The organism is Vibrio harveyi, assembly GCF_030060435.1.
Classification (GTDB): domain Bacteria; phylum Pseudomonadota; class Gammaproteobacteria; order Enterobacterales; family Vibrionaceae; genus Vibrio; species Vibrio harveyi.
On sequence record NZ_CP125875.1, the window covers coordinates 827115 to 852470 of the forward strand.

General features: G+C 44.2%; 21 protein-coding genes. 8 read left to right on the forward strand and 13 right to left on the reverse strand.

Features of this window, described 5'->3' with window-relative positions:
• The first annotated feature begins 222 nt into the window (after window positions 1-222).
• The 4 genes from QMY49_RS03850 to QMY49_RS03865 all read left to right on the forward strand — a co-directional run bounded on the left by QMY49_RS03850 (window position 223) and on the right by QMY49_RS03865 (window position 4145).
• Entirely contained in the window at window positions 223-891 is a 669-nt protein-coding gene (locus QMY49_RS03850) for a helix-turn-helix transcriptional regulator (RefSeq protein WP_005444988.1), read from the forward strand.
• Between the two features lie 24 nt (window positions 892-915).
• A complete protein-coding gene (locus tag QMY49_RS03855; protein WP_283312861.1) occupies window positions 916-1299 on the forward strand; it encodes a RidA family protein in 384 nt (127 codons plus the stop codon).
• 40 nt (window positions 1300-1339) lie between these two features.
• Entirely contained in the window at window positions 1340-2746 is a 1407-nt protein-coding gene (locus QMY49_RS03860; protein WP_005444993.1) for a cation:dicarboxylate symporter family transporter, read from the forward strand.
• Between the two features lie 76 nt (window positions 2747-2822).
• Window positions 2823-4145: a CoA-disulfide reductase gene (locus QMY49_RS03865; protein WP_110414834.1), complete on the forward strand. Its 1323-nt coding sequence runs from the start codon at window positions 2823-2825 to the stop codon at window positions 4143-4145.
• Between the two features lie 79 nt (window positions 4146-4224).
• Here the strand turns inward: QMY49_RS03865 and QMY49_RS03870 are convergent, their stop codons facing one another.
• From QMY49_RS03870 to QMY49_RS03900, 7 genes are all read right to left on the reverse strand, one after another.
• Entirely contained in the window at window positions 4225-5178 is a 954-nt protein-coding gene (locus QMY49_RS03870) for a hypothetical protein (protein WP_283312867.1), read from the reverse strand.
• A 3-nt stretch (window positions 5179-5181) separates the two neighbouring features.
• A complete protein-coding gene (locus QMY49_RS03875) occupies window positions 5182-6081 on the reverse strand; it encodes an APC family permease (RefSeq protein ID WP_283312868.1) in 900 nt (299 codons plus the stop codon).
• Between the two features lie 3 nt (window positions 6082-6084).
• Window positions 6085-7032 (reverse strand): APC family permease, encoded by a 948-nt coding sequence (locus tag QMY49_RS03880; RefSeq protein ID WP_283312871.1) that lies wholly within the window; start codon window positions 7030-7032, stop codon window positions 6085-6087.
• A gap of 3 nt (window positions 7033-7035) precedes the next feature.
• Window positions 7036-7986 (reverse strand): hypothetical protein, encoded by a 951-nt coding sequence (locus QMY49_RS03885; protein ID WP_283312873.1) that lies wholly within the window; start codon window positions 7984-7986, stop codon window positions 7036-7038.
• A 3-nt stretch (window positions 7987-7989) separates the two neighbouring features.
• A complete protein-coding gene (locus tag QMY49_RS03890) occupies window positions 7990-8937 on the reverse strand; it encodes a hypothetical protein (protein ID WP_283312875.1) in 948 nt (315 codons plus the stop codon).
• A gap of 3 nt (window positions 8938-8940) precedes the next feature.
• Window positions 8941-12459, reverse strand: a complete 3519-nt coding sequence (locus QMY49_RS03895) for a T6SS effector BTH_I2691 family protein (protein ID WP_283312877.1) — start codon at window positions 12457-12459, stop codon at window positions 8941-8943.
• 275 nt (window positions 12460-12734) lie between these two features.
• Window positions 12735-15119: a YgiQ family radical SAM protein gene (locus QMY49_RS03900; RefSeq protein WP_283312879.1), complete on the reverse strand. Its 2385-nt coding sequence runs from the start codon at window positions 15117-15119 to the stop codon at window positions 12735-12737.
• A gap of 408 nt (window positions 15120-15527) precedes the next feature.
• Here QMY49_RS03900 and QMY49_RS03905 point away from each other — a divergent pair, with 408 nt between their 5' ends.
• From QMY49_RS03905 to QMY49_RS03915, 3 genes are all read left to right on the forward strand, one after another.
• Window positions 15528-17984 carry an EAL domain-containing protein gene (locus QMY49_RS03905; protein ID WP_050940848.1) on the forward strand — a complete coding sequence of 819 codons (2457 nt, stop codon included), beginning with the start codon at window positions 15528-15530 and terminating at the stop codon, window positions 17982-17984.
• 86 nt (window positions 17985-18070) lie between these two features.
• Window positions 18071-18781, forward strand: a complete 711-nt coding sequence (locus QMY49_RS03910; RefSeq protein ID WP_017189428.1) for a hypothetical protein — start codon at window positions 18071-18073, stop codon at window positions 18779-18781.
• A gap of 185 nt (window positions 18782-18966) precedes the next feature.
• Entirely contained in the window at window positions 18967-19167 is a 201-nt protein-coding gene (locus QMY49_RS03915) for a DUF4250 domain-containing protein (RefSeq protein ID WP_005445023.1), read from the forward strand.
• Window positions 19168-19189: 22 nt separating this feature from the next.
• Here QMY49_RS03915 and metR read toward each other — a convergent pair whose 3' ends face one another.
• The gene (metR, locus tag QMY49_RS03920; RefSeq protein WP_283312886.1) at window positions 19190-20101 is read right to left on the reverse strand and encodes an HTH-type transcriptional regulator MetR; all 912 of its coding nucleotides are present in this window, start codon (window positions 20099-20101) and stop codon (window positions 19190-19192) included.
• 264 nt (window positions 20102-20365) lie between these two features.
• Here metR and metE point away from each other — a divergent pair, with 264 nt between their 5' ends.
• Window positions 20366-22648, forward strand: coding sequence for a 5-methyltetrahydropteroyltriglutamate--homocysteine S-methyltransferase (metE, locus tag QMY49_RS03925; RefSeq protein WP_283312887.1), 2283 nt, complete (start codon window positions 20366-20368; stop codon window positions 22646-22648).
• An 89-nt stretch (window positions 22649-22737) separates the two neighbouring features.
• Here the strand turns inward: metE and QMY49_RS03930 are convergent, their stop codons facing one another.
• The 5 genes from QMY49_RS03930 to QMY49_RS03950 all read right to left on the reverse strand — a co-directional run bounded on the left by QMY49_RS03930 (window position 22738) and on the right by QMY49_RS03950 (window position 25274).
• Window positions 22738-23139, reverse strand: coding sequence for a GspS/AspS pilotin family protein (locus tag QMY49_RS03930; protein WP_005445026.1), 402 nt, complete (start codon window positions 23137-23139; stop codon window positions 22738-22740).
• A 3-nt stretch (window positions 23140-23142) separates the two neighbouring features.
• Window positions 23143-23439, reverse strand: coding sequence for a YciI family protein (locus QMY49_RS03935; RefSeq protein ID WP_005445027.1), 297 nt, complete (start codon window positions 23437-23439; stop codon window positions 23143-23145).
• A 120-nt stretch (window positions 23440-23559) separates the two neighbouring features.
• Entirely contained in the window at window positions 23560-23955 is a 396-nt protein-coding gene (gene yciA / locus QMY49_RS03940; RefSeq protein WP_005445028.1) for an acyl-CoA thioester hydrolase YciA, read from the reverse strand.
• A 110-nt stretch (window positions 23956-24065) separates the two neighbouring features.
• Window positions 24066-24638, reverse strand: a complete 573-nt coding sequence (locus tag QMY49_RS03945; protein ID WP_005445030.1) for a septation protein A — start codon at window positions 24636-24638, stop codon at window positions 24066-24068.
• 393 nt (window positions 24639-25031) lie between these two features.
• On the reverse strand, window positions 25032-25274 hold the full coding sequence (locus QMY49_RS03950; protein WP_009698417.1) for a hypothetical protein: 243 nt from the start codon (window positions 25272-25274) through the stop codon (window positions 25032-25034).
• Window positions 25275-25356: the final 82 nt, after the last annotated feature.

Sequence of the window (25356 nt, forward strand, 5' to 3'; positions counted from 1 at the left end):
TTTGATTTTAAATATTTAAACTTTGACAAGGTTTAAGAAATTAAACCAAATTCATATGTTTTTGGTGATCTTGTTCAACTATTGTGCGTGATTTTGATCATTTATTCGATTTTTGCTGGTGTTTTGAGCGTGAGTCTGCGGTTTACAGAAGTTTACTCTGTATTGCTGAACCTACCCGAAAGGAGTAGTTTTTAGTCATTGAGTTCAAAAATGTAAACCGAAATGATGAGCGTAAAGCAAGTTAGATTCACCGACGAAGACAGAGCATGTTTAAGCAACTATTTTCGCTTGGCAGATACAATCGCCGACTTGATCGGACCGTATTGCGAAGTCGTTATTCATTCATTTGAAAGCTTAGAAAATTCAGTCGTGAAGATTGTAAATGGTCATCATACTGGGCGTGAAATTGGCTCGCCAATCACTGATTTGGGCTTACGTATGTGGAGCACCTTCGAGAAAACGGGCGAGGTCTCTCCGAAGAGTTATTTCACCAATGCCGCCGATGGTTCGCTACTGAAATCGACCACGTGCATTTTGGCTGGTCCAGAGCAAAAGCCGATTGGCATGCTATGTATCAACATGAATTTATCTTTCCCATTCCCTGAGATCGTCAAGACGCTGATGCCACAGTGTCACGTATCACAAACCTTGGTCAGTGAGACCTTCAGTAACAACGCCAATGATGTCATCAAGCAAGCGTTAAGTGCTGCCACGCAAGAGGTTGACCAAGATGAGACGGTTTCAGCTAAAGGTCGTAACAAAGCCATTATTCGTTGTTTGTTTGATAACGGTGTATTTGAGCTAAAAGAAACGACGACACAAGTATCAGAGCAACTTGGGATTAGCCGTCAGGCGGTTTACAAGTTTATCCGAGAATTTAAATCAGAATAAAATTAATCACTTAGGAGTTGTATCGTGAAAAAAACTATTGCCACTGAACAAGCACCAGCAGCTATCGGTCCTTACTCTCAAGGCACAGCTTATGGCGACATGGTTTACACATCAGGTCAGTTGCCACTGGTTCCAGAAACCATGCAATTTGTTGAAGGCGGCATCAAAGAACAAGCTCGTCAGTCACTAGAAAACTTAAAAGCAGTTCTAGAAGCAAGCGGTGCGGGTCTAGACACAGTATTGAAGACGACATGCTTCCTATCAGACATGGAAAACTTCGCCGCCTTTAACGAAGTGTACACAGAGGTATTTGGTACAGAAAACGCACCCGCTCGCTCTTGCGTTGAAGCAGCAAGACTACCAAAAGACGCATTGGTTGAAGTTGAAGCCATTGCATACAAAAAGTAACCGATTTTCGGACATAAATGGGTATCAATAGGAGATTCTCATGAGCGTTTCATTTATTGGATTGAGCATCCTGTTCTTTGGGTTCTACGCATTACTTGCGAACTTCAAAAAACAAAAGAAAAGCTTTAACTTCCGCGTACTGAGTGCGCTTGCTGCTGGCCTGTTATTCGGCGGTGCAATTCAGCTCGTATTCGGCGTAGGCAACGTTGCAACGGCAGGTTTTGCTGAACTGATTTCTGTGTTCGGTAAAGGCTACATCAAGCTTCTACAAATGATCGTAATCCCACTAGTATTTGTGGCGATGATCTCTTCGATCATGAACGTAGAAGGCGGCGGTGCACTATCGCGTATCGCACCAAAAATCATCGGTATTCTACTTTTCACTTGTGCTATTTCTGCTGCAGTGGGCATCGCAAGTATTTACCTGTTCGGTATCGATGCAAACGCACTAGTGAGCACTATCGGCACTAACAGCGCTATTGAAGCGCGTGGCGACTCTCTGATTGCAACGCAAGATGCGATGGCGAGCAGCGGCCTGTCAGGTATGGCTCTGTCTATCATCCCAACGAACATCTTTGACATGCTAACGGGCTCTCAACGTACTTCGACGCTATCGACCGTCCTGTTCGGTATGTTCCTTGGCTACTGTATCCTGCAAGTGAAAAACCGTAAGCCAGAGAAAGTGCAAAACTTTGTTGATTTCATCAACTCAGCAAAAGAAGTAGTGCTTTCAATGGTACGTGAAATTCTGAAGCTGACGCCTTACGGTGTATTTGCTCTGATGACTACGTTCATGATGACAAACGATTTGTTCGCACTAGCAGAAATGGGTCGATTCCTACTAGCAAGCTACGTGGCAATCGGTGTAATGTTCGCTATCCACTTCGTGATGGTGTCTTTGTTCGGTCTGTCTCCTGCGAAGTTCATGAAGAAAATCTGGCCAGTGCTCGTATTTGGCTTCGGTTCTCGCTCAAGCATGGCGGCAATCCCACTAAACGTTGAAACTCAAACTCAACGTCTAGGTGTGGACGAAGAAACAGCAAACATGTCAGCAACATTCGGTACCAGTATCGGTCAGAACGGTTGTGCGGGTATCTACCCAGCAATGCTAGCTATCATGGCGGCTCAAGTAATGGGCATGCCAGTTGACCTAGGCTTCATCCTACAACTGATTGCTGTCATCGCGATTGCTTCATTCGGTATCGCAGGTGTTGGTGGCGGTGCAACGTTCGCAGCAGTAGCAGTACTGACTATCATGGGTCTAGACATTACGGTTGTGGCGATTCTGGTTTCTATCGAAGCACTTATCGACATGGCTCGTACCGCGCTTAACATTTCTGGCTCAATGTTGTCAGGCGTGCTAACCGCGAAGAAGAATGGCTCACTAAACACTGAGCAATACAACGCAGATGTGGCTGCAACAGTGTCAAAAGAAGCTGCAGTCTAATTTCCAAACTTAATAAAGAGCACCCAACGTGGGTGCTCTCCGTTTTTCCTGAGTTCAGGTTATTTAGGTAATAAATATGAAAGTTGTTGTCGTAGGCGGTAGCGCTGCAGGTATGAGTTTCGCAGCGAAATACAAACGTAATCAGCCATCAGATGAAGTGATTGTGCTGGATAAGCGCGATTACATCTCGTTCGGAGCGTGTGGCTTACCTTACTTTGCTGGTGGCATGTTTGATGACACTGAGCGCATGATTTCTCGTACGCCAGAACAAGCGATTAAATCTGGTTTAGACGTGCGCATTGAAACTGAAATGGTGGCACTAGACCGCACAGAAAAGCAGATCAAAGTTCGTCACCAAGGTGAAGAAAGCACCATCGATTACGATATGTTGGTGATTGCCACGGGCGCGCGTCCAATCGTGCCATCGTTTGGAGAGTTCAACCCAGAGCACGTATACACGCTAACCAGCATGGAAGATGGTTTGGCAGTAAAAGAAGCGCTTAAGGACAGCAACAAACAACGCATTTGTGTGATTGGCGGTGGTTTTATCGGTCTTGAAGTGTTCGATGCTGCGCACCTACTAGGTAAGCACGTCACCATCATTGAGCGTGAACAACACGTGATGAGTCGTCAGTTCAGCCCTGAAATGATTGAAGTGGTAGAAGGCGCGATTCGCGAATCTGGTGCTGAGCTAAAAACCGGTTGTAGCGTATCAGCCATTCGCGACGCAGAGCAGGGCGGTTACATCGTAGAAACCAACAATGGCAATGTAGAAGCAGACGTTGTGATCATGTCACTTGGTTTTAAACCAAACACAGAAGCATTCGAGTTACCAAAAGCAGCGAACGGCGCATTGTTAGTGGATGAGTTTGGCGCAACAGAAGATGCACACATTTACGCTGCTGGCGACTGTGCAGTGGTTCACCACATGGCGCTGGGCAAATCAGTGTATGTTCCACTGGCAACCACAGCGAATAAGCAAGCGCGCATGATGGCTGACAAACTTGCTGGCAAAGACACTTACATGAGTGGTTTCTTGGGCTCGTCTTGCTTGAAAGTGCTGGACTACGAACTGGCATGCACAGGCGTATCGGAACTTCTAGCTAAAGAACACGGTTTGGAAGTGAAGGTTTCAACCATTTCAGATAAGAACCAAACCGACTACTACCCAGGTCAAGAAGACATTAAAGTGAAGCTGGTTTACCACCCAGAAACCAATGTATTGCTTGGCGGTGAAATCGTGGGCAAGAAAGGCGCAGTAGGGCGAATCAATGCACTCGCTGTTGCCATCACTGCGAAGATGACCACACAGCAACTAGGTTACATGGACTTCTGCTACGCACCACCATTCGCACGTACATGGGATGCACTAAACGTTGCAGGTAACGTAGCGAAATAAGTTAGCTGTCCACGTAAATCAAACAAAACAAAAGGGCTCCAGAGTTGTTTCTGGAGCCCTTTTTAATGCTTGTTTTGAACTATGAAGCAGGAGTGGCTTGCTGTTCACCAGCTGCTTTTAAGCGTTCAATTTCTGACTCAGTTTGCCACTTGCCGTTGTATAGGTACTCTCGCTCTGGAAGCGGGGCATTTGACGCCCTTAAATCAAATACCTCATCGGTTTGATATTTTCTACTACAAACTGGAATACTAAACAGTCTTGATTCTGGCTTCGATTCAAACAGTTTTTTGTGGTCATCTACCTCTGTACAATCCAGTTTGTAGACCTTTGACAGTTGCGCGACCATGGATTCTAAATCCGCTTCAGTTTTAAAGAAAACATAACAATCTGATCTATCCTGTGAGCGAAAGATAGTCTTATGAGCAGTATCTCGATATCTGCATATGTCCTGCTTAAAATAGAACTGAATCACTTTCCTTTTCTTGTTGTAGTCCGCAAAAAGCCAATCTTCTCGTTCGCCTACTCTCACTTCTGTTGCTTCATCAGGCTGTCGTTTAAGCATACCAAATGAAACCAATATAAACCCACCAGCTCCGGCAAGAACCATGGGGTCAGCAACCCCAACCATCACGACACAAACTATTGCTCCAATCCAACCCATGGCTTGAGTCGCAGAGTTGACCCAATTCGGTAAATCACGTCGCTTTTTTATAACCAATCCGCGATCGGACAAGGTGTAATCATAACGATTGTCCAAACCAAATGTCAGATAAGATACACCAGACATGATTATCGTTAGACCCGACAAAATGTAAGTTAAGATCATTTCGCTACTATCATGTAGGAAATAGGTAAGAACAAATAATGGGCTGACTGCGGCTATAGCAATCGATAAGTATAAGAATCGAAAAGGTTCTTCAATATCGTACTTGTGCCAGACTGTCAGATTATTCCCTTTCAGGATCTGTTGTTCTTGCGCCTCTTGATAAACCGCCAACTCTTCTGGGGTGATATAAAATGGTGAATATGCCAAGGGTTACTCCTTGGCTAAAATTGAAGATATATATTCTAAATCAGGTAATGGAGCGTTTGATGTTCGTAACGTTCCCACTGCTTCTAACGGGTAATGTGTCCCGCGGAATGGCGTTGTTTTGTATATTTCTGGAAGTTTCGAGAAATCGAATAAGTCTTTCGCTTTTTGGACTTCTTTACAATCCAGTTCAAACTCTTGATTAAGCATGTTTAAGGTTTCCTCTAATTGCTTTGGTGAAGAGACGAATAGATAGGAACTTCCAATAGAGTGGTATCTTGTTACCGTTGTTTTAGCAGTGTCTTGGTACGAGCAGTCATCGTGTTTATGATATAGTTCGATTACTTTTCTATTTTTGCAGTATTCACAACAAAGCCAATTTTCACGGAGAGCCACAAGTACTTCAGTCTCCTCATTTGGTTGTCGCTTTAGCATTCGAAACGAAACCAGTATAAACCCCCCGGCTCCGACAAGAACCACAGGTCCGGCAAACGCAACCATCAATATACATACAATAGCTCCAATCCAGCCCATGACTTGAGTTGCAGAGTTTACCCAATTCGGTAAATTACGTCGTTTTTTTATAACCAACCCGCGATCGGACAAGGTGTAATCATAACGATTGTCCAACCCAAATGTCAGATAAGATACACCAGACATGATTATCGTCATACCCGATAAAATGTAAGTTAAGATCATGTCACTGTTATCATGTAGGAAATAGGTAAGGAAAAATAATGGACTGACAGCGGCTATAGCAATCGATAGGTATAAGTATCGAAAAGGCTCTTCAATATCGTGCTTATGCCAGGTTGTGAGGTTCATCCCCTTTAGAATTTCTTGCTCTTGTTCTTCTTGGTAGGCCGAAAATTCTTCTGGCGTGATGTAAAAAGGTAAATAAGCCAAGGGTTACTCCTTGGTTGTATTCAGTTCTGCTTTGCGTTGGTCGATTTCCGCTTCGCTTAGCCATAAGTCACCACGCAAGTATTTTAGTTCGGGTAATGTGGCATTCTGATTTCTCAGGCTATCTACTTCGCTTAGTAGATATTTAGTTCCTCTTACTGGAATATCTTGAAGTTTTTCGTACATTAGGTCTGTATTGAAAAGCTGTTTAATATTGTTTTCTTCAGAGCATTCGATGTTCCACTTGTTAACTAACAACTTCAACAAGTAATCCACTTCTGATTCAGTTTTACAAAATATATAACTTCGACCACGAGTTTGGTTTCGACTGATTTCTGTATGCTCAATGTCAAAGAAATAGCAGTCGTCAAATTTGTGATAAATCACAATGAGTTTTCGCTGTTTGTTGTATTGAGCAAACAATGAATCTTTGCGAAGCCCCACTCGTACTTCAGTTTCTTCTTCAGGTTGGCGCTTCGGCATGCGAAATGAAACTAAAATAAATCCACCAGCACCGACTAGAGCCATTGGTCCTACTGCGATTACCATAAATACGCAGACTACTGCTCCAAACCAACCCATCACTTGCGCTGCTGAGTTCACCCAAGTAGGGAGATCACGTCTCTTTCTCAAGACCATACCTTGCTCGGATATGGTGTAGTCATAACGATTGTCCAAACCAAATGTCAGATAAGACACACCAGACATAATTATCGTTAGACCCGACAAAATGTAAGTTAAGATCATTTCGCTACTATCATGTAGGAAATAGGTAAGAACAAATAATGGGCTGACTGCGGCTATAGCAATCGATAAGTATAAGTATCGAAAAGGTTCTTCAATATCGTACTTGTGCCAGACTGTCAGATTATTCCCTTTCAGGATCTGTTGTTCTTGCTCTTCTTGATAAGCCGAAAACTCGTCTGGGGTGATGAAAAAAGGTAAATAAGCCAAGGGTTACTCCTTGGCTGTTGTTAGTTCAGATTTAGATTTTTCAATCTCAGACTCGGTTTGCCACTTGCCGTTGTAAAGGTATTCCCATTCAGGGATAGGTGCGTTTTGAGCTCTAAGTTCAAACGTATCATCCAGGGGGAACTCTAGGCTTCTTGCTGGTTCCGAGAGCAAGTCGTCAGGTGAATAAGCATTGAACAAGGCTTTGATATCCTCGAATTCGGTACATTTAAGTTGATACTCTTCAGAGAGCTTTTCCAGTACTCTTTTTAAGTCATTGGTTGATTTAAAAAATAGAAAACTCCTACCGCGATTATGGCATCGATTAACGGTCGTTTTCGCTACATCTCTGTAATCGCAATCGTCATACTTATGATAGAGAGTAATAACCTTGCGTTTTTTGTTGTAGTAAGCAAATAGCCAATTTTCACGCTCTGCAATTCTGATATTTGTGCGCTCTTCGGGTTGGCGTTTAAGCATTTTGAATGAGACCAAAATAAAAGCGCCTGCGCCAGCGAGAGCCATTGGGCCAGCGACAGTTACCATTAATATACAAATAGTAACCCCAATCCAGCCCGTTGCTTGACTAGCGCTGTTCATCCATTTCGGAATGGTACTACGAGATTTAGTAACAAGCCCTTTTTCTGAAAAAACATAATGGTATCGCTTTAAAAGCCCCCACCTCATCAGAAAATAAAAAAGCATGGAGCAAAATGACAAAACAGACGCTAAGAAAATTGTGTCATCGGTTCGTTCAAAGTTTGCTAAGGCAAAAAATATCGCAATACAGACACACAAGGTTACGAGAGTAAAATAGAGGTGGATGTATCGAGAAGGCATCTCGACGTTTACAACACTCCAACGTAAAACATTGCTACCTGAGCTGATTTCTTGCTCTTGAGCCTCTTGATAAACCGCCAACTCTTCTGGGGTGATATAAAATGGTGAATATGCCAAGGGTTACTCCTTGGCTGTTGTTAGTTCAGATTTAGATTTTTCAATCTCAGATTCGGTTTGCCACTTGCCGTTATATATACGTCGCCATTCAGGAAGCGGGGTGTTTTTAGCTCTCAGGTCAAAGGTATCGGCTACCGGAAATTCAAGGCTACGAGAAGGGATATCTTCAATTCGAGGCTCAGGTCTTCCTTCAAAAAACGCTTTATGGTCTGGAAAATCAATACATTCAATGCCGTACTTGTTTGAAAGAGTATCTAGCATTGCATCAAGGTCTTGAACAGTCCTAAAGAATATGTAGCTATAACCACGAGTTTGAGCTCTGAAGACGGTGTTTTTCTTTAAATCTCGTTTAGAGCACTCGTCATACTTGTGGTAGAAGCGGATTACTTTACGCTTTTTGTTGTAGTAGGCGAACAGCCAATCTTCACGCTCGCCGACTTTAATTTCAGTTATTTCATCTGGTCTACGTTTTATGAGTCCAAATGATAATAAGATAAATCCCCCAGCCCCTAAAAAGGCTATTGGGCCAACAGATAAGACCATAAATATACATACGACAACTCCAAACCAGCCAACAACTTGTGTTGCCGTATTCATCCATTTAGGAATATTACGCCGTTTTTTTACTATGAAACCTTTATCTGAAAACGTGTAGTTATATTTAAAGTCGAGCCCCAATGTCACATAACTAATTGAAAATATGAATAATACCACGCAAATTGAAGCGAAGTGTTGGAGCCAGCTACCATCCCAAAAACCAACAAAAAAAGTAAAAATTAGGAATGGGATCACAGGAGCAATAGAAAGGCATAAAAACTTGTATCTAAAGCTCTCCTCTACGTCATATTTTTTCCAAGTGTGTACGTTATCTCCCTCATAGAATTGTTGTTCCTGCTTCTTCTGCTTAAGGGCTAACTCCTCTGGGGTGATATAAAATGGTAAATAAGCCAAGTGTTACTCCTGTAAAGCTATTGTGCCTACGGCAGGCGTTAATGACTTTTTAATCGTTGTTTGTTTCATATTGTCTGAAATTGCAGTGTAACTTGCACTTTGTTTTACACTATTCTGGAACCAGTACACGTGACGATGTTCTACATCGCTTTCATACTCGTATGACACCTTAAGGGCGATATATTGAGTTGACTCATCGATGGGCAGCTTCACTATGTATATTGAGTTTTCTTTCGTAGCGTCAGTAATTGGTTGTAGCGTCTCTAAATCGACGTTGTTGTACCAAGAGCCTGATACTAGTTCATCTTCTGTTGATGTTGTACTGGTAATTAGTTCAATACCATCATGCGCGACTGCACTTGGTACCTCAATGCGTATTTCTAGCCCAACTGATTCACGATGAGTATATTGAGGATATGCAGTAATATTTTCTATAGGTTTGTGGAATATGATAGGTTGCTGAATAATTGATTGTAAGTTAAACAGAGCTTCTTTTACCAAAGCACTGTTTTGTGCTTCTCTTTCGAGCATGCTTGGAGCTTTGCTCCATTGTGATTTACTTGGATGATATCCCCATGGCAATTTGTCCAACCATTTCTGATAATCGTCTTGCTTTAAATCACTGAGTGTTAAATATACAAATAGATAAAGCGCCGTGATGATGACTAAAGCTGCAGTTAGTGGGCCACCAAATGTTATATTTACAGGTAGCCAACCTGTAACACCACCCATTTGTATCAAACCAATGGCACTGGTAGCGGTCAAAGTGTATGTGTTTATTTTCTGAAGGGTCTGCTCTATACCATATACTTCATTTTCCCTTTCATAGGAGCGAATGGCCTCTACTCCGGAAGCGAAAGCACCTAAAGCACCAGTAACAGCAAGCCACTTATTAAATGCTTTTAAGCTATCAAGAGCTAAGTTATCAAAACCATCAACTTGATCTGCTGCTAGTACTTTAAGTGTTTTGAAGGAATGAGATCGCAACCTATGATCCCCTTGAACTGTATCCCAAAACTTACCTGTACGAATACCTGTCCAAGCACCGGCTGCATAAAACAGCTTTTGTTGAATGTCCAAGAAATCATCGTGAGACATGAGCCCAGTCTCTTGAATACTGCTCATCGCATCAGCAAGTGCGAGACAGTTGAAAATTAGAGCTAGGAAACCTAGGCCACCCACATCTTCAAACCGTTTATTAAGATTACTTAACCTGTTATCCCATATGTCTTTACGCATTTGAATTGTTGCCTCAAGTACGTCATCTGGAAGTTCTATGTAATGTGGGTATTCCAACGTCGCAACGGCCAAGCTTTTTTGAAGGTGCCGCTGTTGCTGGAGAGCATTCTTATACTGCTTGTTTGATATAGTTTTATCGCCCTTGTTGAAGGCTGCTAACACTTCCTTGTTTTGATTCGATGCGATGAGTTTTTTATCATGATTAGATTTCCAAGAACCAAAATTTTGTGCGTAGCCTTTGTTGACGTTGATTGGAGTATCCATCGACAGACGTTCTACAACGGCAGCTCTTATGTAAAAACTTTTTCGGGTGAACGGTTTTGACAATAGAGATATTATGATGATGGACGCTTGGGCTGTAAGGCTAACGCCAACCTCTATTGCCCCCTTCAATAAAGCGCTGTTAGTCGCTTTGAATATGCTATCTAGCTCATCGAACCCTTTTGCTATATCTTTTAAAAATTCGGTTTCGGCAGTATTTGGGTTAGAAATAAAGTCCATTACTTTTGCATACATACCCACACGGTTACTTGCCTCCGAAACGTAGTCCATAAACTTTTTGTCTGAGCTTTCAGTGTCTGGAACATTTTTGGCAACGTCTACTTCACCTACCTGATTTGAAACTTGTTCAGGAATTAGCTTCTCCACTTGTTTAAAGAGACTACGACTAAACCCGGAAGTGTAGAGTGCAAGTAAACTGGTTGGTTTATCCCATTGGCTTTCAGCCCATTGGCGGTCTTCTTCTTGCACCACCAAAGTAAATGACTCAACGGCTTGTTTATGAAGTTGATACAAGCTGTATTGTGTATCTTCACTGTATAGGTCGAAGGTTCTTTCGAGATGATGGGGCGTTAAGGACTCCATGACTGCTATAAAGTCTCGTTTTACTGAGACAACTTCGGCAAGCATGGTCTCTTTTTGTTCTGACAGCTCTTGCATCTCACTCAGCATTTGCTTCCAGTTGAGCTGCTTACGCCAACGCTCAGTCGCTATCCATTGCTCGTATTTACCAAATCGGTTTGCTGAAATGCCATATTTCTTCTGTATGGCCTCTGCTATTTCTGAAGTGGATTTTTGGTAATCATCGATAGCTTGCTGGGAAAATGAAGATGGCATTCCTTTGATGATAGCTGCTTGAGATTCACTGGTAAGGTCAACCATTGCTGAGTTGTCATAGTAATCCGCCATGTCCATATAGAATTCAAGCTCTTGGTTTTTGCGCTTTACTCCTGTAGGCATGTCTATATTGTCGCTTGCACCGAACATACACAACTGCATGGCGGTCTGCATCAAGCTCCACTGGTTTGAAAACTGGTCAGTGAAAAGGCGGTATGGGCTTGCGGCACCAACAAAATGCAGTGATATATCTTGAATGTCTGCGGCGTAATCTTTTATCGCGACGAAGTAGCCCGACTCTTCTTCTGGAATCGAAGAGGTCAAATCACTCTCGGCTGCGACAGGTTTAAAGGTAGAACCATCTTCGTCAGCTTTGGTGACGATGCCTGAATCTGCAAAACGCCCATCATCAACGGCAGAAGATTCAATATCAGCAACTTGGGTTAATTTATCTATTGATGCAATGTTGTGCTGATTCTCGTTTGCAGACAGAACAACAGTCTGCATGCGATCGATATGATTACTCGGATTGTTAAGGACGCGCATGAACATGTTCCATGTCCAACGGTGTTCAGAATAACAAATCGACAGCACGCTCCCATCTTCGTAAGTAAGAAAAGGTTTTGCGCCTTCTGGTGTCCCACGCTGTTCGGATTCTGGGCTTTCCGACTCTCCCAGCTTGTAGAGCGTGAATTGCGTTCCTTTGATTTCGTATTCGTCTAGGCTTTTGTTGATTGCATCATAGACATACAACCAACCATCGCGAAGCTGACGCAAGGTATAGCCAACGGTATTGAGTTTGGCTGGGCCTTGGCCTTTCCATTCGTCAGGCAAACCAAAAGGTTGCGTTTCTTCTGTCTCTAGCTGATCGATGGCGTAGCGAACAGGGATGAAGTGTGCCGGTAAAGCCTCCGTTGGTTCTTTCTCGGTTTTTAAATTGAGAGGTTCTGGTTCAGACGGCGGTGGCGGATCGATTTTTTTGGTTTCTCCCTCCCAAAACATACTGCGCTCTGGAGGCGAGCCAGCCATATCATCGGATGCGGTGGTTGGAACGGTATTCAGAGATTTCAACGTGCCATCGCTTTCAAATGCCTGAACAGCTTCTTCGTGGGTATAGCTGTTGTCGTGCCAAAACATCGAAGTTTTTGGAGGAAGTGGATTACTCATCGTCAGCCTATGTTTAAGAGTTTTACTCCATTAGGCAAATATCGCACCAAAATAAAACAACTATAAATCAGCATGTTAGGTGTTCTACAACTCTGCTTTAACCAAAAAGTTGTTTGTTTTTCCAAGAAGTTGGTTGGCGTATACCATTTTTTGTATCGAAAGAGACCAAGTGTGGTTTGAAAGAGCTTGTTCTAAAGAGCAATGATTATCCAGACAAAAAAAAAGGCTCCAGAGTTAACTCTGGAGCCCTTTTTTAGCATTCAAGTTCTATTGAATTAACGACGTTTTGGTTTGCGTTGACCTGCTGGTTTGCCTTGACCTTGAGGGCGACCTTGACCTTGCGAGCCCGTACCGTTTGAGCGATTTTGGTTGTTGCTACCAGGGCGTGAGCCAGAATTTGGACGTTGACCGTTAGCGCCGCCATTACCGCGGTTTTGGTTTCCACGACCTTGTCCATTTGAGCCGCCTTGTGCTTTGCCTGAACCGTTGCGGTGACCAGATGGCTTGCCATCACGTGAGCCACCTTCAGAGCGCTTGTTCAAGTGACCACCGAAGCCTGGTTGGTTCTTGGTGTGTTTGGTTGCAAAACGATTTGTGCCGTGGCGACCAGACTTACGACGTTGCGCTGGTGTCAGTGCATCAATGTCTTCTGCAGGGACTAGACAGGTTGGCTTGTCACCAATCAAGTGCTTTTTACCCATGCTGATCAGTGCTTCACGGATCATCGGCCAGTTAGCTGGATCGTGGTAGCGAAGTAGGGCTTTATGTAGGCGACGTTGACGTTCACCTTTCGCTACTGGCACATCTTCACGTTGCTTGTACTTCACGCGTTTCAGAGGGTTTGTCTCTGAGTAGTACATCGACGTTGCGTTACACATTGGTGATGGGTAGAAGTTCTGTACTTGGTCACATTCGAAGTTGTTCTTCTTCAGCCATAGTGCCAAGTTCAGCATGTCTTCATCTTCAGTACCTGGGTGCGCCGAGATGAAGTAAGGGATCAGGTATTGTTTTTTACCCGCTTCCGCGCTGTACTTCTCAAACATCTCTTTAAAGCGGTCGTAAGTACCCATGCCCGGCTTCATCATCAGATCCAGTGGACCTTTCTCTGTGTGCTCTGGTGCAATTTTCAGGTAACCACCGACGTGATGAGTCACAAGCTCTTTGACGTATTCTGGTGATTCAATCGCAAGGTCGTAACGTACGCCAGATGCGATCATGACTTTCTTCACACCTTCTACTTTACGCGCGGCGCGGTAAAGATCGATGGTGTGTTTATGGTCTGTGTTTAGCTTGTTACAGATGCCCGGGAACACGCAAGAAGGGCGACGACAGTTTGCTTCTGCTTTCGGATCGCTACAACCAAGACGGTACATGTTTGCTGTTGGGCCACCCAAGTCAGAGATTGTGCCCGTAAAGCCTGGAACTTTGTCGCGGATCTCTTCCAACTCATTAATGATGGACTCTTGCGAACGGTTTTGGATGATACGACCTTCGTGTTCGGTAATTGAACAGAAAGAACAGCCACCAAAACAGCCACGCATGATGTTAACCGAAGTTTTGATCATGTCGTAAGCCGGGATCTTTGCTTTGCCATACATAGGGTGAGGAACACGCGCGTACGATAGGCCGAATACGTAATCCATTTCTTCTGTCGTCAAAGGAATTGGCGCTTGGTTTACCCAAAGCTCACGGTCGCCATGACGTTGCAATAGAGCACGACCCGAATATGGGTTGGTCTCTAAGTGCAGAACACGGCTGGCATGGGCATAAAGAATGCGGTCGTTGTGCAATTTTTCGAAGGCTGGTAGGCGCACCGCTGTGTTCGCTGCATCATGACGTGATGGACGAATCGTGATTGGCTGTGCAACAGGCTCTTCTTTTTTAGTATCGCACTGAGTTTCCACTTCGTATGGGTTCTTTGGTACGAACGCTTCTTTACGAGGTTTCTCAATACGAGAAGAATCGATAACGGTGTAACCTTCTGGTTCAGCTGGTAGGTTAACTGCCGTACCGCGAATATTGGTCATGGTAGAAATATCTTCGCCATCAGCAAGACGGTGAGCCACTTCCACTAGGGCACGTTCTGCGTTACCAAAAAGAAGGATGTCAGCTTTTGCATCGAACAGAACAGAGCGGCGCACTTTATCTGACCAATAATCGTAGTGAGCTACGCGACGTAAGCTAGCTTCGATACCACCAAGAACGATAGGCGTGCCTTTATAAGCTTCACGACAACGTTGCGAGTACACCAACGTTGCACGATCTGGGCGTTTTCCGCCTTCGTTGTTTGGCGTGTAAGCATCATCATGACGAAGTTTTTTGTCCGCCGTGTAACGGTTGATCATGGAGTCCATGTTACCCGCGGTGATTCCGAAGAACAGATTTGGCTTACCAAGCTGCATGAAAGCGTCTTTGTTGTTCCATTCTGGTTGAGCAATGATACCGACGCGGAAGCCTTGTGCCTCCAACAGACGACCGATGATTGCCATACCAAAGCTCGGGTGGTCCACATACGCGTCACCCGTGACAATGATAATGTCACAACTATCCCATCCTAGGGCATCCATTTCTTTGCGACTGGTCGGCAAGAAAGGTGCCGTACCAAAACACTCAGCCCAGTATTTTTTGTACTCATGAATAGGAGTAATGTCGTTGGTCATATTTTGCTCTCTGTTCCAAGGAGCGCGAATTATAGCGATTTGATGATCAGGTATCTATACCCAACTCTCTTAATCAAGCTTAGTTCAGCCACTTTTATTTCTAGATGAAAATGACTCGCAATTAGAGGTGGCTTTTCTTGTGTTATCTCCTTCTAGCCCTTGTGGTTATTGCCTTTGTCTAAGATTAAAAATTATCGTTACGCAATAGTGTGCTTATGTAAAACTCTTCCTATAATTTAACTAGTGCATACAAATGCATACGTCATTTTGACTCCAAATAATGACTGAATGCGTAGACATTCCAGATTGTGTTTTGACCACTTTGCAATCATAAAAAAACAGCAAAACGCGGCGACACGATGGGAAATCATTAGACAGAGTGAAAGGCTAAAAATAGGGGGCTAGGTAATGAGTGAAGTATTGTCTATTGCACAAGGAGAAGTGCACCCAGCGTCCGGTCAGCATCAAATCATCGAGTGGTCCTATGATATCTACACTCGAGAGTTTGAATGTGACCAACGAGGGATGATGTCCATATTCGGCTTAAAAGAGCCATTAAAAGGGTTGGATGATTTGTTTGACCACATGCTGCTGGGTCAACAGGGGGCTGCGAGGGAGAAAGTCTCTCAAGTAGAGCTTAATGGCGGGCATGGCAGTTTGTCTTGCTGTTTAATGCCTAACGAATCCATGCTGGTTCACGTTGATTTGAGTTTTGAACGTCTTAATGATCATGTGGTTCAAGGTATGGTTATCCCCCAACTCAGTATTACAGGTTGTGAAGAGCTGGCAAAAATTCTCGAAACGATTTTTGATTTGCCAAACGTTGGCATCTTAGTCGCCGATCAGGAAACAAGAATTCTTGGCTGTAATCGAGCCTTTGAGCAGCAAATGGGGTATGAAAATCGTGATATTGTTGGTTTGAAAACCTACATTTTTAGCTCGGACCATCACAGCAAAGCTTTTTATGACGATATCTGGGAACAGATTGATCAAGAAGGTTTCTGGAATGGGAACCTATTGAGCCGCACTGCCAACGGTAGCAATCAAGCGCATCATTTATGTATTTATCGTTTGAACTTCACTTCGGGTCGAACGCTCTTTCTTGGTTTTTCGACGGATATTTCTGCATCGTTATTGTGGATGAAGAAAGCCGGAGAACAACCCCAACAATGGTCTGCTTTCCTGCCTCCACGTGAAGAGTTCGAATCTCGACTTGCCAAGCTAGTACAAGAAACTGGTAACAAAGAGCTTAATATCGTTATGACTCTGCGTCCTAATTTCTCACCAAAAACCATACTCGAACAACAACTCGGTCTTGCTGATTTTGTGATGCGCAGCCGACACGCGAGTATTGCCGGTCAATTGTCAAAAGATGTGTTTGTGGTGTGTTTGCAAACTCCGCACTGTCAGTGGTTAAGCCCTCTACGTCTGATCCAAATTGCACTAAGAGGCTTCTTTGTTGAACTAAGAAATGAATTAGGAACCAGTATGCATGATGTGATTGTAGAGGGACAAATGGGGGTGTCAGTCCTAGGCTACGATACTAATAATCCAAGACAGGCACTAGTACACGCTGCTCAAGCGATGGTTTCCTCATCTTCTGGGGATAAGAGCTACTTCAATTTTTACAACAGTGAACTGCACGATGAGTTGGTTAAGCGTCATCATTTAGAGGCGTTTTTAAGAACGCAAATTGAGAGTCAGTTGGTTGATGTGTATTACCAACCGATCATTGAAACTCGTAGCGGAAAGGTGGTGAAGTTCGAAGCTTTGGCGCGCTTTTACCACCATAACAAAACCTATGACACGCAAGAAATGATTTCTGTAGTCGAAGACTTGGAGTTGGTCGCCGCTTTGGATGATGTGGTATGCCGAACGGCGCTGAAGCAATTGCCTCATATTCAAAAAGTGTATGGTGAGGATATTGGTTTAACTATTAATCGTTCATTAAATACCAAATTGGATTCGTTGCAAGTATTGCAAAGCTCGTTTGATTTGATTGCTGAAAGTGGAGTAGATCCAAGTCGAATCACTATTGAGCTCACTGAAACGGCTTACTTTGAACAAGACCAAGAACACACCACTGCCCTTGAAGAGCTACGAGGGCAGGGTATTAAGATCGCCATTGATGACTTTGGTACGGGGTACTCTTCGTTTTCTTATCTGGAAAAGGGGCAGTTTGATCTGCTTAAAATCGATCGTAAGTTTGTCAAAGATATCGAAGAGGGAAGCACTAAATACAACATCGTGAAGATGATTACGGAACTGGCACACAAACTTGGCGTTAAAGTCGTTGCCGAAGGCGTTGAATCGGAACAGGAATTACAAGTGCTTGCGAATGTGGGGGTGGATTACATGCAAGGCTTTTTGTTTTCTCAGGCGGTGCCATTGGTGTTACTAGATAAGCCGCAATGCCATCAGAAACGCTTTAAGGACGTCAAGGTTAAGCCAACTCACGACGCTCCTTTGTTGTCATTGAGTCATCGTGACGTTCGTCGCTTAGACCCGGGTGAGCCATTGTCGTTAGCGGTTGAATTTATGAACTTGAGCCCGGATGCGCCGCTCGTAGTCGTGAATGAAAAACGCTGTGTCGGACTGATCACCAAAGAGCAGGTGAACTTGCATTTGACGCCTGCAATGGGGACTGATTTGGAGTCAGAAAGAGAAAACCGCATTTGGAAACGTCCGGTAAACCAAATTATGAACACGGAATTTGAGCAAATAGATGCGAGTATTTCAGTTTCACAAGTTCGCGAGTTGGTCAAAACAGGCAAAAAATTTCCTTGGATTTTATGTAACTCGCAAAATGAATACCGCGGTTTATTGACCCAAGAAGATGTATTGACGTATCTAGCCACGCTCTAGTCGTGGCTTGGCCGTAATAAAGCACAGTAGCATGTTGGGTTTAGGTGGTTTGGCGATAGGCGATTTGCTATTATCGCCACCCCAAAATGACTTTTGAGTTTGTATTCAACATGATTCAACAACTGCTGTTAACTTTTCCTCCAATGCTGTTTGGCGCTCAAGCGCTGTTGACGTTGCTTTTGATCAAAGGTGATATTTGTCCTGGTCAACGTGGTCGTCTGCACAAGATGCTGCCATCTATAGGTATTCTTTGGTTGGCAGTAGCGTCGCTTCGTATTGAAGCATTCATGATCGTATTCGCGATTTTCTACTTCTACTCTCAAGTTCAAACTAAGAAGACACGTGAGAAAGGTCCGCTATGGGCGTTGCATCTAGCGAATGGCTTAGCGTTTGCGTATGTGAGTATCCAAGTATTCGAGCAAGCGCATTGGGCGGCTTCTGCGTCAATGGCTGTCATGATTTTCTTTTTGGGGGCAGTATTTGCTCAGTTGCTTCTCGTTATCGCGCGCAGTCGTTTGCAAGCTTTCCACCGCATTTTACCTGTGGCTGGTGTGGTATCGGGTATGTTGCTAGTCGTGCTGACCTTGTTTTCTGCATATCAACTTGATGAAGCAACACTGAACTCAGTCACACAGCATATCTTGGCGTCGCTAGCCATGTTGATCATAGCGATTGTGGTTTGGTGTTGGCACATCTTTACGCACAAAGCACCGAATAAGGCTCAGCTTGCTGCAGCGCTGCTGCTTGCTTTGGCATCCATGACAAGTCTCCAAGGTCTGTTTCTACTTGGCGCGTAAGCTGCTGGGTTATCCTTTCCCCATACAATTTCACAAATGAGCTCGGGATTTAGACCGAGCTCACTTTCAAATCATTCGATTAAGTCTACGCTTTAGTTATAGCCTCTATTTGTTTAGAGCGCGCCTAGACGCATGTGCTCAACAAAACCCTGAGGCTAAATACCTTGTCTTAGAGGAGTGTCGCTATGGACTTAAGCAATGTGAGTAACTGGGACAGCATTATTTTGCTGGGTATCGTCAATGAAAAGCTGCGCTTAGAATGCGACAGTTTCGAAGAGCTGGTTTCTATGTACGAGATGGATGTTGAATCGGTAGTGGGCAAGCTTGATATGCTCGGCTATCAATATGACCCACTTACCAATCAGTTCAAATCTTACGAACGCTAATCTTGTCTCTATATCTGAATCATTAAGCCATCTTGATGCCATCAAGGTGGCTTTTGCATTGTTGGCGTGCCGTGGCAAAGAATGCTTGTAGATAGCGCTTCTCCTTTTCTGAATTTCGTGTTGCGGCAAACAAACGACGCCATAACCCATTACCAAAAGGCTTACTGGTGATGAGCCCTTGGCGCGAAAACTCTGAAATCGCCCAATTAGGCAGTGCGGCAACACCTAATCCTGCTGACACCATTTGCACTAACATCAAAGTATTATCTGCTTGCTTCCACTTCGCAGGTTCAATCCCCGCTGGCTGCAAAAAGTGTTTCACGACATCTAATCTCTGTTTCTGAACCGGGTAGGAGAGCATGGTTTGATCGGCAAGATCTTCTGGTTCAATGATGTCTTTATTGGCAAGCGGATGGCTGGTGGACGTGATCAAACGCATTTCGAAATCAAACAGCGGCTCATAGTGTACTTCTGAGCGTGGTTGAATGTCAGATGTGATCACCAAGTCAAGCTCTCCGGCAAGCAACGCAGGGAGAGGTTCAAAACCAAAACCGGAAGAGAAGTCGAGCGTGACACTTGGCCAGGTAACTTGGTATTCCTTCAACGCAGGCATCAGCCATTGAAAGCAAGAATGGCACTCGATAGCCATATGTAAACGTCCATTGACATCTTCTTTCAAGCTCGCGAGTTCATTCTCTGCTCGGGCGAGTTTGGGTAAAACGTCATCGGCAAGACGAAGTAATATTTCACCTTCGGATGTGAACTTCACTGGGCGTGTTTTACGCAAAAACAACTGAGCACCGATGCGAGATTCAAGATCTTTGATTTGGTGAGAAAGAGCGGATTGCGTCAGGTGCAGTGCTGTCGCTGTGGCCGTGAGTGACCCTGTGTCTCGTAACGAGGTCAGAGTGCGTAAGTGTTTCAACTCTATCATGAATCCCATTCATCCTTGTATTTCTACCATGAGCTTTATTAACTTACCGATAAAAATTGGATATGTAAACGTCTAGACGTCTATTTGTTTTGGGAGATTACGAGTGAGCGCTCTCATTATGAATTTTCCTAATAAACAAGTTGAATAATTGGATGTTGTTCAATTAGCCCCTCAGAGAGATAGTTTTAGCCATCCAGACATCTTGGTGAAATTTAATCTCGATGTACTGACTCAAACATCAGACACTGAAAAAGGAATACGGACATGACAACGACAACGCATATTCTTGGATACCCACGCATTGGCGAAAAGCGCGAGCTGAAGTTTGCACAGGAGAAATACTGGCGAGGAGAAATTGAACAAACTGAGCTTAAACAAGTAGGGGCGACACTTCGTGAAAAGAACTGGGCTACTCAAGCTGAAGCAGGATTGAGCTTCGCGACGGCTGGCGATTTTGCTTGGTATGATCATGTATTGACCACCACTCTGTTGCTAGGGCACACACCAAAGCGCCACGCTAATGGCTTTCCGGATTTAGACACACTATTCAAAGTCGGGCGTGGGCAATCTCAAGCGGGTTGCGATTGTTCTGGGGCGGCTGCGTCTGATATGACCAAGTGGTTTAATACCAACTATCACTACATTGTGCCGGAGTTCAGCAAAGACGATTGTTTTGAAGTCAGTTGGCCTCAATTGTTCGAAGAGGTGAACGATGCCATAAAACTGGGTCATAATGTGAAACCCGTTTTGTTGGGACCATTGAGCTACCTGTATTTAGGAAAAGAAATCGAAGAAGATTTTGATCGCCTCACCTTATTGCCAAGATTGCTAACCGCTTATCAAGCGATTCTGTCCAAATTAGCAAATCAAGGCGTCGAATGGGTCCAAATCGATGAGCCGATTCTTTCTCTGGAGCTTGAAGAGAAGTGGGGCGACGCATTCAAATTGGCATATCAAGTCATTCGTAGCGATGTCAAAGTTCTACTTACTACCTATTTTGATTCGGTGAGTGACACGTTAGATAAGATTGTCGAATTGCCAGTTGATGGCCTTCATATCGATTTATCCGCGTCGCCTGAGCAGCTTGATGAGGTGGTGGAAAAACTGCCACAAGGTTGGGTACTTTCTGCGGGTGTGGTGAATGGTCGTAATGTATGGCGCTCTGACTTGAGTGCGCAGCGTGAACGTTTGCAACCCGTTAAGGATAAACTTGGTGACAATCTATGGGTAGCCAGCTCTTGCTCACTGTTACACAGCCCTGTGGATTTGGATCTTGAGCCAGCGCTCAGTGATGAAGTTAAAAGTTGGTTTGCGTTTGCCAAACAAAAAGTCACGGAAGTTGCGTTACTTGGTCGTGCGCTCGATGGTGACCACAACGCGATATTGGCGTGTGATACATATAGCCAACCAATTAAAGATCGCAAAACGGCTGCTCATGTCAACAAGCCACATGTGCAAGCCCGCTTGAATAGCATCTCAGCATCCTTAACTGAGCGCAGCGCACCCTATGCAGAGCGAGCTGCGCATCAAGCGGAAGTGTTAGGGTTACCTCTACTACCAACGACGACGATTGGTTCCTTCCCTCAAACCAGTGAGATTCGTGTTCAGCGCAGTGCGTTTCGTAGTGGTCAACTTTCGACGGATGACTATCACCAAGCGCTAAAAGGGCACATTGCAGATGCGGTTAGACGTCAAGAAGCCCTCGATCTTGATGTATTAGTGCACGGTGAAGCAGAGCGTAACGATATGGTGGAGTACTTTGCAGAAAACTTAGCAGGGTTCCAGACGACGAAGTTTGGCTGGGTTCAAAGCTACGGTTCTCGTTGCGTTAAGCCTGCTATTGTTGTCGCAGATATTGAACGTGAAAAACCAATCACGGTTGAATGGTCAACTTATGCTCAGTCTTTAACGAATAAGCAAATGAAAGGGATGCTGACAGGACCAGTGACAATTCTATGTTGGACTTTCCCTCGTGAAGATATCACCCGTAAAGCAATTGCTGACCAACTTGCTTTGGCACTGCGCGATGAAGTGTCTGATTTACAACAGGCTGGCATCAATATCATTCAAATTGATGAACCTGCTATCCGTGAAGGTTTGCCGCTGAAAAAACGTGACCATAAAGCGTATCTGCAATGGGCTGTCGATGCATTCAAGATCGCGGCGGCAAGCGCTAAACCAGAAACGCAAATTCATACGCACATGTGTTATAGCGAGTTTAATGAAATCATTGATTCTGTTGCCGCGTTAGATGCAGATGTGATTACCATTGAAACTTCGCGCTCGAACATGGAATTGCTCAAAGCGTTCGAAGACTTCAATTACCCTAACGAAATCGGTCCGGGCGTTTACGATATTCACTCGCCGAACATTCCATCGGAAGAATGGATCGAAGAGCTAATCAAGAAAGCGGCAGAGAAGATTCCGGCACAGCGTCTGTGGGTAAATCCTGATTGTGGATTAAAGACGCGTAACTGGCCAGAAACAGAAGCTGCGTTAGCGAATCTAGTCTCCGCGGCGAAAAAGCTACGAGCGGAGCTGGTTTAGTCGTGAAGATTGAGTAGAAACGAAAAAGCGAGGGGATAGCCCCTCGCTTTTGCTTGTTTGTGATTGGATTAAGCTAACCATTCCAACCTTTACTGTGGCTTTTGACTCGCCGTACAGGTTTGTTCTGAAACCAACTCGTCTGCCATCAACTGACCACGAGAATTTCTAATTTTAATGCGGTACATCAAGCCCATATCGATCTGTTCACGCACTGTTGGTGTGTTGCAGTAAGTATAGATACTGGTGTTCAGTACTTGATTTAGTGGTTTTGCACCGAGTGCATCGTCGTTATAGATCATCATCATCTCAACCACATTTTTGTTGGATGATACGCGTAGGATCTTGAGTGGACCGTATTCGAGCGGTAAACCCGCAGAGAGAACGCCTGCACGATTAGATGCCATCAATTCAAGTTGACGCTGCTTATCATCATTCGATGAACAACCCGCCAAGGCACCTAATGCGAGGAAGAGACACAGTAATTTTTTCATAACTTAAAACACTTTTTTGAACGGTTTTACGATCACGTTTTCGTAAACACCCGCCGCAATATAAGGATCCGCATCAGCCCAAGCTTGCGCATCTTCCAAAGATGCGAACTCGGCGATTACGGTCGAGCCAGTAAAGCCCGCTTCACCTGGATTGTCAGAATCGATAGCTGGCATTGGACCGGCGGTCAACAAGCGACCTTCGTCATGAAGCTGTTGCAAGCGCTCAAGATGTTGAGGGCGAACACTCAGACGCTTTTCCAATGAATTCTCGACGTCCTGAGAAAAGATGACGTACCACATAGCATAGTTCCTTAATCGGTGGGGTAAAGCCTTAATTTAACGCCTTTTTTGTGCCTCTCACAAGTCAACATAAGAAATTGTGAGCTTCTTCCTAGCATTTGGTCCCTTTCGGGGGCTTTGTTACTTCAGAATTGGGCGAGGCTTACCATCACTGTCGATAGCGACATAGTTAAAGGTGGCATCACAAACCATGAAGCGGTCTTCAACACCATCAACTTTGACTGGTTTTACCCAAACCTCTAGATCAACGCTCATCGAAGTGCGACCAATTTTACTGCATACGCCGTAGCAACATACAACGTCCCCAACGCTAACAGGCTTTTTAAAGGTAATGCTGGAAACTGACACAGTAACAACTCGACCTGAAGATATTTCTTTGGCCAAGATTGCGCCAGCTAAGTCCAACTGAGACATGATCCAACCGCCGAAGATATCGCCGTTGGCATTGGTGTCGGCCGGCATTGCCAAAGTACGAAGCAGTAATTGCCCTTTAGGTGAATGACCTTCTTCACTCATGATGACATCCTAATATTTCTAATATGCAAAAAATGGAGCAAACAACAAAACAGCGACCCTTGGGTCGCTGCGAATAATCAATGTGCGCGGATTATAGCAAAACTGAGTTTTTAATCATCAACCGATACATCGGATGAGTTTTCTTTCTGCTCTTTGTCGTCTTTTGGTAGATGTTTGTAGATATAAAAGCCTGTTGCAATCATATAAACCACTGTCGCAATCAATAAGCCAAACACCTTAAAGTTAACCCATACATCAAGCGGTAAGGTATACGCGATGTAGAGATTGAATACGGCGAAGAAGGAGAAAAAGCCAACCCAAGCCCAGTTTATTTTGTTCCAGACGGCGTCAGGTAGCGTTAATTCTTTGCCTAACATGCCTTTTATAGCGGATTTCCCCATGGCGTGACTTACCGTTAAGCCAACGGCAAACATGACGTAAACGATGGTTACTTTCCATTTAATAAAGTTGTCGTCATGCAGGAAGATGGTCATACCACCGAAGACCGCCACCATAATGAAAGTGACCAGTTGCATCTTTTCCACTTTTTTGTACAAGGCAAATGTTACAACCAACTGGATTGCCGTTGCGACAATCAATGCGCCTGTCGCCACATAAATGTCGTACATCTTGTATAGGGCAAAAAAGATAATCAGAGGGATAAAATCAAGGATTTGCTTCATATGGCAAATACTACCTAGTTGTTGAGTTGAGGACAGTCTAGCGAAATCTGAGGCAAAGTGAACATCTATATACCCAAGTGACTTCAAGATGCAGGATTCAGAGCGTTGTCATTGATTCGAGAACAAGGAAAACAACGCAGTGTAATAGCCACCTCTTTCCAAGTTGTTTGACGCAGTAATCGGGTCAATGACACGCTCCCAAAGGGCGAGTTGTCTTGGCTTGTATACTTTGTTGCCGATTCTTGATTTAGGCCCACTAAACCTTTAAATCGCCGCCGCGTCTACAAACCAAGTCATTCTCGCTGAACCTAGCATCTCGAGGTTACTTGGGTATAGGTCGAAAGGAAAATAAAATTGCCGCTCAAGAAGCGGCAATTTGAGGTAACAAGTAGGTTAGGCGACCTCTTGATATCGAGTAATGAGCGTTTTCACGTCCTCTAGATAACCTTCGCGTAGTAGGTTGTCGACGGTCGCTTCAAGCTCGTCATGACTCATGGTGAAACATGTTGATTTGCCGGTCATTAAATTCAGGTACTGGTGATACTCTTCTTCGGTGTAATGTCCAACACGGTCAAGCAATAAGGTTTTGATGCCGTGGTGTATCAAGCCGTAATATGTGTGTCTATGAAGCATCATGTTCACTCCTTATCAAGCGACTCTTCCTTGTTGTTGAGGGCTTGAATCAATGGATAATTCGATTTGTACTTCAGTAATGCAT